The organism is Roseburia porci (assembly GCF_009695765.1).
GTDB classification, from domain to species: Bacteria; Bacillota; Clostridia; order Lachnospirales; family Lachnospiraceae; genus Roseburia; species Roseburia porci.
The window spans coordinates 1-13,962 of sequence record NZ_VUNI01000009.1 but is presented as its reverse complement, the minus strand read 5'-3'; the positions used below and the strand labels follow the sequence as shown (position 1 = coordinate 13,962).

The 13,962-nt window shown below is 43.7% G+C and carries 15 protein-coding genes, 2 tRNA genes, 1 rRNA gene and 1 riboswitch; of the genes, 15 read left to right on the top strand and 3 right to left on the bottom strand.

The features are described from left to right. Nucleotides 1-2: 2 nt before the first annotated feature. Nucleotides 3-1,199, top strand: coding sequence for a bifunctional phosphopantothenoylcysteine decarboxylase/phosphopantothenate--cysteine ligase CoaBC (gene coaBC / locus FYJ75_RS06775; protein ID WP_154429712.1), 1,197 nt, complete (start codon nucleotides 3-5; stop codon nucleotides 1,197-1,199). A 126-nt stretch (nucleotides 1,200-1,325) separates the two neighbouring features. On the opposite strand, the gene FYJ75_RS06770 is transcribed toward coaBC, so the two are convergent. Then, complete coding sequence (locus FYJ75_RS06770) at nucleotides 1,326-2,738, bottom strand: uracil-xanthine permease family protein (RefSeq protein WP_154429711.1); 1,413 nt, start codon at nucleotides 2,736-2,738, stop codon at nucleotides 1,326-1,328. Between the two features lie 34 nt (nucleotides 2,739-2,772). Then, nucleotides 2,773-3,546 (bottom strand): DUF975 family protein, encoded by a 774-nt coding sequence (locus tag FYJ75_RS06765; protein WP_154429710.1) that lies wholly within the window; start codon nucleotides 3,544-3,546, stop codon nucleotides 2,773-2,775. A gap of 87 nt (nucleotides 3,547-3,633) precedes the next feature. Here FYJ75_RS06765 and FYJ75_RS06760 point away from each other — a divergent pair, with 87 nt between their 5' ends. Then, nucleotides 3,634-4,056, top strand: a complete 423-nt coding sequence (locus FYJ75_RS06760) for a DUF2752 domain-containing protein (RefSeq protein ID WP_154429709.1) — start codon at nucleotides 3,634-3,636, stop codon at nucleotides 4,054-4,056. A 4-nt stretch (nucleotides 4,057-4,060) separates the two neighbouring features. Here FYJ75_RS06760 and FYJ75_RS06755 read toward each other — a convergent pair whose 3' ends face one another. After that, nucleotides 4,061-4,444 (bottom strand): hypothetical protein, encoded by a 384-nt coding sequence (locus tag FYJ75_RS06755; RefSeq protein WP_154429708.1) that lies wholly within the window; start codon nucleotides 4,442-4,444, stop codon nucleotides 4,061-4,063. 108 nt (nucleotides 4,445-4,552) lie between these two features. On the opposite strand from FYJ75_RS06755, the gene FYJ75_RS06750 reads away from it, so the two are divergent. From FYJ75_RS06750 to FYJ75_RS06690, 13 genes are all read left to right on the top strand, one after another. After that, nucleotides 4,553-6,697: a Tex family protein gene (locus tag FYJ75_RS06750; RefSeq protein WP_154429707.1), complete on the top strand. Its 2,145-nt coding sequence runs from the start codon at nucleotides 4,553-4,555 to the stop codon at nucleotides 6,695-6,697. 95 nt (nucleotides 6,698-6,792) lie between these two features. Further along, nucleotides 6,793-6,937, top strand: a riboswitch (FMN riboswitch). 155 nt (nucleotides 6,938-7,092) lie between these two features. Continuing rightward, a complete protein-coding gene (locus FYJ75_RS06745; protein WP_154429706.1) occupies nucleotides 7,093-7,722 on the top strand; it encodes an ECF transporter S component in 630 nt (209 codons plus the stop codon). Nucleotides 7,723-7,830: 108 nt separating this feature from the next. Continuing rightward, a complete protein-coding gene (locus FYJ75_RS06740; protein WP_154429705.1) occupies nucleotides 7,831-8,328 on the top strand; it encodes a YcxB family protein in 498 nt (165 codons plus the stop codon). A 9-nt stretch (nucleotides 8,329-8,337) separates the two neighbouring features. After that, nucleotides 8,338-8,781 (top strand): tRNA (adenosine(37)-N6)-threonylcarbamoyltransferase complex ATPase subunit type 1 TsaE, encoded by a 444-nt coding sequence (tsaE, locus tag FYJ75_RS06735; protein WP_154429704.1) that lies wholly within the window; start codon nucleotides 8,338-8,340, stop codon nucleotides 8,779-8,781. Next, nucleotides 8,778-9,494 (top strand): tRNA (adenosine(37)-N6)-threonylcarbamoyltransferase complex dimerization subunit type 1 TsaB, encoded by a 717-nt coding sequence (tsaB, locus tag FYJ75_RS06730; protein WP_154429703.1) that lies wholly within the window; start codon nucleotides 8,778-8,780, stop codon nucleotides 9,492-9,494. The genes tsaE and tsaB overlap by 4 nt, the downstream gene beginning before the upstream one ends. Next, complete coding sequence (gene rimI / locus FYJ75_RS06725; RefSeq protein WP_154429702.1) at nucleotides 9,488-9,934, top strand: ribosomal protein S18-alanine N-acetyltransferase; 447 nt, start codon at nucleotides 9,488-9,490, stop codon at nucleotides 9,932-9,934. Before tsaB ends, rimI begins: the two co-directional genes overlap by 7 nt. Then, on the top strand, nucleotides 9,928-10,839 hold the full coding sequence (locus tag FYJ75_RS06720) for a ribonuclease Z (protein ID WP_154429701.1): 912 nt from the start codon (nucleotides 9,928-9,930) through the stop codon (nucleotides 10,837-10,839). Before rimI ends, FYJ75_RS06720 begins: the two co-directional genes overlap by 7 nt. A 2-nt stretch (nucleotides 10,840-10,841) precedes the next feature. Then, nucleotides 10,842-11,417 carry a DUF6715 family protein gene (locus FYJ75_RS06715; RefSeq protein WP_154429700.1) on the top strand — a complete coding sequence of 192 codons (576 nt, stop codon included), beginning with the start codon at nucleotides 10,842-10,844 and terminating at the stop codon, nucleotides 11,415-11,417. Between the two features lies 1 nt (nucleotide 11,418). Then, nucleotides 11,419-12,450: a tRNA (adenosine(37)-N6)-threonylcarbamoyltransferase complex transferase subunit TsaD gene (tsaD, locus tag FYJ75_RS06710; RefSeq protein ID WP_154429699.1), complete on the top strand. Its 1,032-nt coding sequence runs from the start codon at nucleotides 11,419-11,421 to the stop codon at nucleotides 12,448-12,450. Nucleotides 12,451-12,534: 84 nt separating this feature from the next. Beyond that, on the top strand, nucleotides 12,535-13,251 hold the full coding sequence (gene ispD / locus FYJ75_RS06705; protein ID WP_154429698.1) for a 2-C-methyl-D-erythritol 4-phosphate cytidylyltransferase: 717 nt from the start codon (nucleotides 12,535-12,537) through the stop codon (nucleotides 13,249-13,251). A 59-nt stretch (nucleotides 13,252-13,310) separates the two neighbouring features. Continuing rightward, a tRNA-Ser gene (locus FYJ75_RS06700) sits at nucleotides 13,311-13,396 on the top strand. Between the two features lie 103 nt (nucleotides 13,397-13,499). After that, nucleotides 13,500-13,589 (top strand) — tRNA-Ser (locus tag FYJ75_RS06695). Between the two features lie 245 nt (nucleotides 13,590-13,834). Further along, nucleotides 13,835-13,962, top strand: a 16S ribosomal RNA gene (locus FYJ75_RS06690); the annotation flags it as partial.

Below are 13,962 nucleotides of genomic sequence, written 5' to 3'. Positions count from 1 at the left end.
TTATGCTGAAAGGAAAAACAGTTGTGCTTGGTGTGACAGGAAGTATTGCTGCGTATAAGATCGCATATCTTGCGAGTGCGCTGGTCAAGCTTCATGCGGACGTGAATGTCATCATGACACAGAATGCAACGAATTTTATTAATCCGATCACATTTGAGACACTGACAAGTCATAAATGTCTGGTGGATACATTTGATCGCAATTTTCAGTATAATGTGGAACATGTTGCGCTTGCAAAACGTGCAGATATTTTCATGGTAGCACCTGCATCAGCCAATGTGATCGGAAAGATGGCCAATGGAATCGCGGATGATATGCTGACCACAACGATTCTTGCTGCAAAATGTCCAAAGCTTGTATCTCCTGCCATGAATACGAATATGTATACCAATCAGATCGTACAAGACAATCTGGAGAAACTGAAACATTATGGATTTGAGATTATTGACCCGGCAAACGGATATCTTGCATGTGGTGATACCGGAGCCGGCAAAATGCCAGAACCGGAGACACTTCTTCAGTACATTTTAAGAGAGCTTGCCAGTGAGAAAGATCTTGCAGGAAAGCGTGTGCTTATTACAGCAGGCCCGACACAGGAGAAGATTGACCCGGTGCGGTATATTACCAATCACTCGACCGGGAAAATGGGATATGCGCTGGCAGAATGCTGTATGCGTCGAGGTGCAGAGGTGACACTTGTAAGCGGACCGGTTGCAATCCAGCCTCCGATGTTCGTTGATGTTGTTCCGGTAACTTCAGCGGAAGACATGGCACGAGAGGTAAAAACAAGAGCTGACAGCCAGGATATCATTATTAAGGCGGCTGCAGTAGCTGACTATCGTCCGGTCAATCCTGCGGATGAGAAAATCAAGAAAAAAGACGGAGATTCTTCCATTGAACTCGAACGTACGGAAGATATCCTGAAATATCTTGGTGAGCACAGGAAACAAGGACAGTTTATTTGTGGATTTTCAATGGAGACAGAGCATATGGTTGAGAATTCCACTGCAAAACTGGATAAGAAGAACGTAGATATGATCGTTGCAAATAACCTGAAAGTGAGTGGTGCGGGATTTGGTACGGATACCAATATCGTAACACTGATCACGAGAGCGGGAGCAAAAGAACTTCCGATCATGTCAAAATCAGAAGTTGCAGATGCAATCATGGATGAGATCCTTACACAGATAGAGAAATAAAGCTTTGTGAAGCACTTAAAATGAAATTGAACAATGTAATATATGCAAAAATATATGTAAAAAACGCATGCCAGCAAGATCCTGCCGGCATGCGTTTTTTGCGTTTCCATGAGATAAATATCGTTTTTATTTTTCTGCTTCTTTGCGAAGTTCTTCTTCAAGCTCATGAGGACGAAGATCTACACCACGGGATGCATCTCCTTCAGGATCGTTTCCAAAATCATAATCATTTCCAGGAAGGATTGCATTTAATACAACACCGGCGATTGCAGCAATTGCAAGAGAGGTCAGTGTGATGGATGTTCCTGCAATGGTGAAAGTAAGTCCGTTGGAGAAACCAAGACCGGATACCAGAATTACAGCTGCAATGATCAGATTGCGGGATTTGGTAAAGTCTACATGGTTTTCTACAACATTACGGACGCCGATTGCAGAGATCATTCCATAAAGAATGAAGCTGACACCGCCAATGATGGAGGCTGGCATGGAACCGATGATTTCGGCAACTTTAGGAATGAAACTTAAAACGATGGCATAGCATGCTGCGATACGGACAACTTTAGGATCATGTACACGGCTTAATTCCAGAACACCGGTATTTTCTCCATAAGTTGTGTTGGCCGGACCACCGATCAGGGCTGAGAAGGAGGTTGCAAGACCGTCACCGATCAGCGTACGGTGAAGACCTGGATCTTCAATAAAATTCTGACCGACAGTAGCAGAAATTGCAGACATATCTCCGATATGCTCCATCATGGTTGCAATTGCGATCGGAGCCATAACGAGGATTGCAGTCAGGTCAAATTTGCAGATACGGAAAGGTGGAAGTCCGACGATACTTGCGGATGCAACGTTCGTAAAGTCCAGAATCGCAGAGCCATCCGGGTTGGTTATACCAAAACTGTTTAAAATAAATGCAAATGCATAAGAGATTACAACACCGAGAAGAATCGGGATGATCTTAAACATACCCTTTCCACAGATGTTGAAGATTATGATAACGGCAAGTGCAACCAGTGCGATCAGCCAGTTGGTTGAGGCATTGGATACCGCAGATGGGGCAAGGCTTAATCCGATACAGATGATGATCGGACCGGTTACAACTGGTGGAAGGAAACGCATGACACGTTTTACACCGGCCAGTTTAATGATCAGTGCAAGAATCAGATATAACAGTCCTGCGACAACGATACCGCCACATGCATACTGCAGTTTTTCGATGTCGGGCATATTGGCATACATTCCAGAGTCAAGGTTGGCAACAGTAGCAAATCCACCAAGAAAAGCAAAGGATGAACCAAGAAAAGCAGGAACTTTGAACTTGGAACAAAGGTGAAAAAATAAGGTTCCGATGCCGGCGCAGAACAGTGTTACCTGAACGGAAAGAACCTGGCTGGAACTTTCAAAGTAGCTGTTAACCAGAATCGGGACAAGGATTGTTGCTCCGAACATGGCAAACATGTGCTGCAGACCGAGCAGAAGCATTTTTGGAACACCGAGCACGCTTGCATCACGAATTACATCATTTTTGTGAGTCATAATGAAACTCCTCCTTAAAGTATTTTATATGTGTTTATACATATTCATTAAATGTTGGCTGATCCTGCTGTGGAGCAGAACCGGATGCGGATACTTCCGGAAGTTGTCCAGTGATATCCAGATAGAAAAGAGTATAAGTCTGAGACTGATATGGCATGATCCAGAGTGAGCCGATGCCAAGTGAAAGAAGCACAAGGATATCCATGCCAAGGAAACTTAAAAGAATATAGAACAGGCGTCCTTTATGTCCTTTCATGAGACGTGCAGATTCTTTGATGCATCCCATGGCACTTAAGTCCTGACGGTCAAGCAGCAGAAAATAGATCTGCTGGAACATCAGCTGGAGCAGAATGCACAGGATCAGACTGATGATCATGGTAGCTGCACAGACGATGACACCTGGAATTCCCTGTTTCAGGAGAAAGAAGATCGTTCCGGCAATTGCGGGAATGCAGGCAAGCACAGTGAATATTATAACCAGCAGGGAACATAAAATGATCCGGTCTGGATGATTTTTGAATCCGTAGAAAAGCTGTTTGAGCTCATAAGGCTGTTTCCGTGCCATAGAAAGGTGGACACGAAACTGACCAACGATCAAAACGGAACTGAGCAGTCCGATCAGAAATTCAGCCAGACCAAATACAATTGTCTGAAGGGTTGTCTGGGTGTTATTCTGCAACATGGAAAATGGAAGTTCAATGGCAAGGCTGATGGCACTTGCACAGACGAAAGCTCCCATCGGGGTAGAATAGTGACCAGTCAGATTCTCTCTGGCGAGTCTTTTTAATTCTTTAGAAGATCGGTTCATAAAAATAGGTACTCCTTTGATTGTGTTTTTGACAAAAAAATAAAAGTGTGTGTATACTGACTAAAATAGTTGATATGGAGAAAAAGCATGAAAACAAATCCAGAGATCGATCGCGGCTTTTATATTGCAGGATGGCTGCTTATAATAGCTGCAGTCATCTATGCCTTAATTGAAAAAATAACAGGAGTCCGTCTGATGGCATACTATCCGCCGTGTGCATTCCATATGCTCACAGGACTGTATTGCCCAGGCTGCGGCGGAACAAGGGCCGTGCGTGCATTGATGCATGGCAGGCTGCTTTTGTCGCTCCGGCTGCATCCGTTTGTGTGCTATACATTTTTTCTTGGAACCATATTTATGGTCAGCCAGACGAACGGAAAAATAAGTCATAGAAAAACAGGTATGCATTTTCGTATGATTTATCTGTGGATTGGACTTGTAATCATTCTTGTAAACTGCATCGTACAAAATACGTTATTGATCCGTTATGGAATCCGGATTCCGGGATAAGGTATTACTGTGCAAAAAGATCTCCGTATAATTCGTTAAAGTCCATCCCGGTCAGATTGCAGTATTCCTTCAACAGATTCTCAATGCTGCCATAGGTGTGGATTGCATAGGCAAAAGCTGAGGCATACATAATGACGGTTGCGATCAGACCGATCAGACCAAGAATCAGCGCATAACGTGCACGATTACTCATAGATGTAGCGCCACCTTTGGAAAGCAATGCAAACATGATAGCAAGTGCACCGCAGATGACAGAAATATAGATACATGTACAGGTCACGATTGAAACGATGCCAAGTACAAAAGCAGCGGTCTCCATTCCGGCTGAACGTTTATTTGGTACAGGCGGCTGGTACATGGGACCGGATTGATAATTTGAGTATTGCATAAAAAAGTAACCTCCAAATGCCCGACTTTTGTCCGGGCGCTCTTGCAAATATTTTACCACGTCATATATAATAGGGAAAGATAAATCTGACCATGAAAGGAAAAATAAATGGACATTATAGCAAAAATTGCCGAAGAACTGAACATCAGGAAAAATCAGGCAGAAGCAGCCGTAAAACTGATCGATGAGGGAAACACGATCCCTTTTATTGCCCGTTACCGGAAAGAAGCGACAGGGGCATTAAATGATGAAGTGCTCAGAAATCTGTTTGACCGGCTGAATTATCTCAGAAATCTGGAAGAGAAAAAAGAGTCCGTATTATCCAGTATAGAAGAACAGGGAAAACTCACAGAGGAGTTAAAAGCACAGATCCTTGCAGCAGAGACACAGGTTGCTGTTGACGATCTGTATCGTCCGTATCGTCCAAAACGTCGTACACGTGCGACAATCGCAAAGGAGAGAGGACTTGAGCCGCTTGCCAATCTGATCATACTTCAGCAGCCGGGGTGTGATTATATGGCGGAGGCAGCAAAATATGTCAATGAAGAAAAGGAAGTGCTTACTGCGGAAGAGGCACTGGCAGGAGCAAAGGATATTCTTGCAGAGGCAGTTTCTGATGATGCAGCGTATCGGACAAGAATCCGTGAACTCACAATGAAAAATGGACGGATCATTTCGACTGCAAAAGATCCGGAAGCGGAATCGGTATATGAGATGTACTATGAATTTGATGAACCGCTGAACAAACTTGCAGGGCATCGGATACTGGCTTTAAACCGTGGCGAGAAAGAAAAAATCTTAAATGTTAAAGTGGAAGCTCCGGAGGAAGATATATTAAGATACCTGGAGAAGAAGATGATCCGCAGGGAAAGTTCCGCAGCGGATATTCTGAAAGAAGTTGCAAAGGATGCATATGACAGGCTGATCGCACCGGCGATTGAGCGTGAGATCCGAAGTGATATGACCGAGCGTGCGGAAGATGGTGCAATCAAGGTTTTTGGAAAGAACCTGGAACAGCTTTTGATGCAGCCGCCGATCGCAGGCCAGGTTGTACTTGGATGGGATCCTGCATTCCGTACGGGATGTAAGCTGGCTGTTGTTGATCCGACCGGAAAAGTGCTTGATACGACGGTAATTTATCCAACTGCGCCGCAGAACAAAGTAGAGGAAGCAAAGAACGTTTTAAAGAAATTAATCTCAAAATACCATATTACATTGATTTCCCTGGGAAATGGAACTGCTTCCAGGGAATCAGAGCAGATCATTGTACAGCTTTTGAAAGAAATTCCGGTGCAGGTCCAGTATATTATTGTAAATGAGGCTGGAGCGTCCGTATATTCTGCCAGCAGGCTTGCAACAGAAGAATTTCCGAATTTTGATGTGGGACAAAGAAGCGCAGCTTCCATGGCAAGACGACTGCAGGATCCGCTGGCGGAGCTTGTTAAGATCGATCCAAAATCCATTGGTGTTGGACAGTATCAGCATGATATGAACCAGAAGAAGCTGAGTGAAGCACTTGGCGGTGTTGTTGAGGACTGCGTGAATAAGGTCGGAGTAGATCTGAATACGGCATCTGCGTCACTTTTGGAGTATATATCCGGTGTCAGCAAAACCATAGCAAAGAATATCGTAGCTTACCGTGAGGAACATGGCAGATTTGCATCAAGAAGTGAACTGCTGAAGGTTGCAAAACTTGGACCGAAAGCTTATGAACAATGTGCCGGATTTATGCGCATCACAGATGGAAAAAATCCACTGGATGCGACCGGGGTTCATCCGGAATCCTATGCAGCAACCAAAGAACTTCTTGCAAAGCTTGGCTATACGATGGATGATGTGCGAGAGAGAAGCCTTGCAGGAATTTCCGGTAAGATCAAAAATTCCAAAACACTCGCAGAGGAACTTGAAATCGGGGAACTCACTCTTTTGGATATTGTGAAAGAGCTGGAGAAGCCGGCGCGTGATCCGAGAGAGGACATGCCAAAGCCGATCTTACGAAGCGATGTACTCGAGATGAAAGATCTGACTCCGGGTATGATCTTAAAAGGAACCGTAAGAAATGTTATCGACTTTGGTACTTTCGTGGATATCGGAGTACACCAGGACGGACTTGTGCATATCTCACAGATGTGTGATCGTTTTATCAAACATCCGTTAGAGGTGGTAAGCGTGGGCGATGTTGTGGAAGTCAAGGTCATGAGTGTTGACCTGAAGAAGCAGAGGATTCAGCTGACCATGAAGGTGAATGGATAGAATGGTATCGCGAATTGATAAAAAATACGCAGAGATGATGAAAACCTCTTGACAGCAGGGTATGAACTGCATATGATAGTGGTAGAAAAAATATAGGAATTCTTCGGGGCAGGGTGATATGCCAAGGCATAGATTCCCGACCGACGGTAACCTGGCAACAGGAAGTCCGTGAACTGCTTCGGCAGCCGATCCGGTGTGAATCCGGAACCGACAGTATAGTCTGGATGAGAGAAGATGAGTTATCGAACATGCGGAAGGAAGCGGAAAGCTTAAATCCGTATGACAACAATGACTTACAGCCCCGGATCTTTGATCCGGGGTTTTTTACTTTACAGGAAGATTCTTTTCCTGTAAAGCAATCTCCTGGAATTCCCATAAAAAAGGAGAGAATGACTATGAGTAATGAAACAGCAACAGCAAGAAGCAACACAAGAGTAAATCAGACGGGCAATATACGTTATCTGACGGTAACGGGAATGTTATCTGCAATCGCATTCGTTTTGATGTATTTTGAGTTCAGTGTACCATTTATGCCAAACTTTATTGCACTGGATATTTCCGAACTTCCAGCATTGATTGGATCTTTTGCAATGGGACCTGCATGTGGTGTGATCGTATGTCTGATCAAGAACCTGCTTCACATGACCGTATCAAGAACTGCATTTGTCGGAGAACTGTCCAATTTTATCCTGGGTGCAGTATTTGTATTTACCGCAGGTACAATTTATAAATTTAAAAAGACCAAAAAGGGCGCATTGATCGGATCTTTTGCGGGAGCAATCGTAATGGCACTGGTTTCAATCGTGTCAAACTACTTTATCGTATATCCGTTCTATTATAATTTCATGCCAAAAGAGGCAATTCTTGCGGCATATCAGGCAATTGTACCTGGAATGAAATCCATCCTTCAGTGCCTGATCTGCTTTAATGTACCATTTACCTTTTTGAAGGGTATGATCAGTGTTGTGATTACACTGCTGATTTACAAACACATTTCGCCATTATTAAAAGGAAATAAAAATTAATACGATCAGATGCATATTTACAGGAAGAAGAGACGCGGGGAATCGCGTCTTTTCTTTTTTTCTGGATAATGATATAATGAGCGCAGAAAAAATATTTGGGAGAATAAGATGACAGTAGAATTTGATGTGAAATTGGAGCCAAAGGATCTGTATCGTTTTAATCTGTATCAGACATATACAGGAAGTCAGGGAATTATTTCCATTCTGATCATTATCCTTGCAGGAATTATGACAGCAGTTTCCTATAAAGATGGTAATTACAGTTATGCAGTGATGTATGGAATTTTCTTTGTGATTTTTATCGGATATATCCCGGTTACTTTATGGACAAAGGCAAAGCTTACATTAAAGAGCAACAAAGTGCTTGCAGACACTCTGCATTATGAAGTGTCAGAGGACGGCATCCGCGTGACTCAGGGAGAGGAAAGCGGAGAACTTCCATGGAAACAGATCTATAAAATGATTTCCACCAGGAATAATGTGCTGATCTACAGTGGACGTAAGAATGCCTACATTATTCCGAAAAGCCAGCTGGATGGACAGTATGACAGGCTGGCAGAGCTTGCCAATGACAGACTGGAAAAATTCCGTGTAAAAATGAAATAGGAGATATCAATGAGCAGTATTACAACGATTGAAACATATTCAGCCGAAGAGACCGCAGAACTTGGCAGACGAATGGGACTTGAAGCAAAGCCGGGAGATGTTTATACACTGGTGGGGGATCTTGGAGTCGGCAAAACGGTTTTTACACAGGGAATCGCGCTTGGTCTTGGTATTACGGAGGCAATCAGCAGTCCGACATTTACCATTGTGCAGGTTTATGAGGAAGGCCGCATGCCATTTTACCATTTTGATGTTTACCGGATCGGAGACATTGAGGAGATGGACGAGATTGGCTATGAAGATTATTTCTACGGAGAAGGACTTACAATGATCGAATGGGCGAATCTCATTGAGGAAATACTTCCGGAGAAACGCAAAGAGATCACGATTGAGAAAGACTTGGAAAAAGGGTTTGACTACCGCAGGATTACAATTAAAGAGGTTGGAGAATGAAAATATTAGCATTAGACAGCTCGGGACTGGTTGCCAGTGTCGCAGTTGTGGAAGATAATAATCTTCTTGGAGAATACACGATCAATTATAAGAAAACACATTCACAGACACTGCTTCCAATGCTGGATACGGTGGATAAGATGATCGAACTGGATCTGAATACACTGGATGCAATTGCTGTGTCGGGTGGACCGGGATCGTTTACAGGCCTCCGTATCGGATCGGCAACTGCAAAAGGGCTTGGACTTGCACTGGACAAGCCACTTGTGCATGTACCAACGATCGATGCCCTTGCCTATAATATGTGGGGAACAACAGATCAGGTGTGCCCGCTTATGGATGCAAGAAGACAGCAGGCGTATACCGGGCTTTATGAATTTCGTGAGAATGAACTGAATACACTCATTCCACAGTGTGCAGTTGGCATTGATGAAATCATTGAGCGCGTGAATCAGACTGGTAGGAAGACAATTTTCCTTGGAGATGGCGTAGACGTATTCCACGATTATATTGAAGAACACTGCGTGGTTCCATATGCATTTGCTCCGGCAAACAACAATAAACAGCGTGCTGCATCTGTTGCTGCGCTTGGAGCGGTTATGTTTGAAAAGGGACAGGTGGAGACTGCAAGAGATCACAAACCGGATTATCTCAGATTATCCCAGGCTGAACGGGAACGTCAGGAAAAAGAAAGGGATTTTCGCATATGCTGATCCGGCAGATGACAGAGGCGGATGTCCCACAGGTGGCAAAGATTGAGAGCCTGTGTTTTTCACGACCGTGGAGTGAAAAAGGATTTCTGGATTCCCTGGCGCTGGATTATACAGAATTTCTTGTGGCAGAAACAGAAGGCAGGATTGCCGGATATATTGGAATCTATTATTCCGCTTACGAAGGCGAGATTACAAATGTAGCGGTACACCCTGATATGAGGGGAGAAGGGGCTGGAAAATGCCTGGTACATGCCATGCTGGAAGCTGCTGAAGAGAAAAAGATACAAAATATCATTCTTGAAGTGCGAAAGTCAAATGATGCTGCAATCCATGTTTATGAACAGAGCGGATTTGAATCGGTAGGCATTCGCAAAGGATTTTATGATCTTCCGAAGGAAGATGCACTGATAATGAATAGAAAGTTGGATAGAACATGTTAGACGTATGTCTGTTGGGAACAGCAGGAATGATGCCATTGCCACACCGGTGGCTGACATCACTGATGCTCAGATACAATGGAAGCAATCTTCTGATTGACTGTGGCGAGGGAACACAGATCGCCATTAAAGAAAAAGGACTGAATTTTAAACCGATCGATATTTTATGTGTCACGCATTTTCATGCAGATCATATCAGCGGACTTCCGGGACTTTTACTTACGATGGGGAATGCGGAGCGCACAGAGCCGCTTACAATTATCGGACCGAAAGGACTGGAAAGAGTAGTTTCGGCAATGCGTGTCATTGCACCGGAGCTTCCGTTTGAGATTCAGTGTATTGAGATTACTGAGCCGGATGCACATTTTTCCATAAATGGTTATGAAATCCATGCATTTCGGGTAAAGCACAATGTCGTGTGCTATGGATATTCGGTGGAGATTAAACGTGCCGGAAGATTTTCCGTGGAGCGTGCAAAAGAACAGAATGTCCCGATGAAACTCTGGAGCCATCTTCAGAAAGGGGAAACTGTCGAACAGGATGGAAATACCTATACGCCGGACATGGTTCTTGGCCCATCAAGAAAAGGACTGAAGGTCACTTATTGTACGGACAGCCGCCCGGTGGATGCAATTGTGGATGCGGCAGAAGGGTCCGATCTTTTTATCTGCGAAGGCATGTATGCAGAAAAGGATAAGATTACAAAGGCGAAGAAATACAAACATATGACATTTTACGAAGCAGCAGAAATGGCAAAAAAAGCACAGGTTCAGGAATTGTGGCTGACGCATTTTTCGCCATCGCTGATTCGTGGAGAAGATTATATGCCGGCGGTGCGCGAGATTTTTAACAATGCGTATCTTGGCAAGGATGGAAAAAGTGTAGAACTGGTATTTCAGGAGGGATGAAAATGAAAAAAGCAGGAATCGTTGTAATTGCACTCATCTGTATTGGCGTGATCTGTGGTGGATTTTTTTATGTTTCCAAACACCATAAGCCATCAGTGGATGACACAAAACTGACAGAAGTCCAGAAAGTGATCGGAAAGAATCTGGAAACAGACTACCCGGAAACACCAAGGGAAGTTGTGAAGTTCTATAACCGTATTCTGAAATGCTATTATAGTGAAGAACATACAGATGAAGAAATGGACGAACTGGTGGATCAGGCTCTGGCTTTATTTGATGATGATCTGAAGGCGAATAATCCGAAAGACCAGTATAAGACTTCCGTTGAGACTGACATTGCACAATATCAGGCAGATTCGAAGACTATTGCACAGTATGATGTATGTGACAGTAATGACGTTTTATATAAGAAAGATAACGGATCGGACGTAGCATATGTGTCAGCGTCTTATTTTATCAAGGAAAATGGTTCCTATAGTAAGACATATCAGACATATGTTCTTCGCAAAGATGAAGACGGCAAATGGAAAATCCTTGTTTTTTATCAGACAGAAGCTCCGGATACCGTGGAGGAATAAAATGAATAACCCAGAAAAAGAAATTAAAATATTGGCGATTGAAAGTTCCTGCGATGAAACCGCAGCAGCAGTCGTAGTAAATGGAAGAGATGTAAGGTCGAACGTGATCTCATCCCAGATTGCACTTCATACACTTTATGGAGGTGTTGTCCCGGAAATCGCTTCCAGAAAACATATTGAGAAGATTAATCAGGTAATCGAACAGGCGCTTGAGGACGCACACATGACACTGGATGATATGGATGCAATCGGTGTTACATATGGTCCTGGACTTGTTGGAGCACTTCTGGTTGGTGTGGCAGAAGCAAAGGCAATCGCTTACGCAAAGAATCTTCCGCTGGTTGGAGTACACCATATTGAGGGACACATCAGCGCAAATTATATTGAAAATAAGGACTTAGAGCCTCCATTTTTATGCCTTGTTGTATCCGGAGGACATACACATCTTGTAAAAGTGACGGATTACGGCAAATATGAGATCCTTGGAAAAACACGTGATGATGCAGCAGGAGAAGCTTTTGATAAAGTGGCCAGAGCGATTGGGCTTGGCTATCCGGGCGGACCAAAGATTGAGAAAATCTCTCATGAAGGCAATCCGGATGCAATCCAGTTTCCACGCGCAAAAGTCGGGGGCGGAGCCTATGACTTTAGCTTCAGTGGCTTAAAATCCGCAGTTTTGAACTATCTGAATGGCTGCAAAATGAAAGGAATTGAAATTCACCCGGCCGATGTGGCTGCTTCATTCCAGAAAGCAGTTACGGATGTGCTGGTCGAACATGCAATGCATGCAATCGATGAGTTTGGAATGGACCGCTTTGCGATTGCAGGCGGAGTGGCTTCTAATGGAACACTGCGTGCTGCAATGGAAGAGGCATGCAGGAAAAAGGGAGTGCAGTTCTATCATCCTTCTCCAATTCTTTGCACGGATAATGCAGCTATGATCGGGGCAGCTGCATACTATGATTTCCTTGCCGGAAAGAGAGACGGACTTGATCTGAACGCGATTCCGAATCTGAAACTTGGAGAACGCTAGAGATTCTGCCATGTATTGCAGAATATAAAAACCGGAAGTACTTTTTCGGAAAAGATTAATTCAGATGAAAATGAGGTAAGTAGAATGTGCACATATGCGGCAATTGTATTGTCTGCGGGCAGTGGAAAAAGAATGAAGAGTAATATTCCGAAACAGTACATGGATCTGAATGGAAAACCGGTGATTTATTACAGTCTGAAGGCCTTTCAGGAGAGTAAGGTGTCGGAAATTATACTGGTCTGTGGCAAAGATGATGTGGAGTATTGCACAGAAGAAATCATAAAGAAATACCATTTTACAAAAGTGTCAGCGGTTGTCCCGGGAGGAAAAGAACGTTATCATTCTGTTTTTGAAGGGCTGAAAGCGATTCAGGGGGCAGATTATGTCCTGATACACGATGGAGCCAGACCGATGATTGATGATGAGATCATTGAACGAACGATGGAAGGAGCCAGACAGCAGAAAGCCTGTGTCGCAGCTATGCCGGTGAAGGATACGATCAAGGTGGCAGATCCGAATGGGTATGTAGATCATACACCGGATCGCAGCACGCTCTGGATGATACAGACACCACAGGCTTTTTCCTATCCATTGATTTTCGATGCATATGATAAGGTGTTGAAGGCGGAAAAGAACGCAGAACAGATTCCTGCGATAACCGATGATGCAATGGTTGCGGAATATGCAACAGGCTGTCGTGTTAAGCTTGTACAGGGGAGCTATGAGAATATAAAAATAACGACACCGGAAGACATTCATATTGCGGAATTATTTTTGAGAAAAAATGAAAAAATTGGTTGACACATGTTGGTTTTGATGATAATATATCTCTTGCACTGAGCAAGTGCAGAACAGCATATGGAGAGGTATCGAAGTGGTCATAACGAGGCGGTCTTGAAAACCGTTTGTCCGCAAGGGCGCGTGGGTTCGAATCCCACCCTCTCCGTTTTCCCTTTTTACAGCAATCCTGACAGGAGTAAAGTTTACCTACTGGATGAAAGTAAAAAGGTATTTTATTCTATAAGAGTTCGATTTGATTCGAGCAACTTGGAGAAGTACCCAAGCTGGCCGAAGGGACACCCCTGGAAAGGGTGCAGGTCGTTAACAGCGGCGCGAGGGTTCAAATCCCTCCTTCTCCGCTCGCTTGATAAAAAATGTAAAAAGTTGTTGACAAACATTTTACATTATGATAATATAATCAAGCTGACCGCGAGATAAGCGGTTGAACATTGATAACTGAACAGTGAAAAACCTTGAAAGATTCAATGAGAATTATTTAGGCAAATCAAAAAGATTTGACGAACAGCATCGAAAGATGCACCTTTAAACATTAAATCAAAGGATAAATTTAGCCAAGCTAAGTTTTGAACATGATTAAACTTTTTAACATGAGAGTTTGATCCTGGCTCAGGATGAACGCTGGCGGCGTGCTTAACACATGCAAGTCGAACGAAGCACTTTACTTGATCTCTTCGGAGTGATTGTTCTGTGACTGAGTGGCGGACGGGTGAG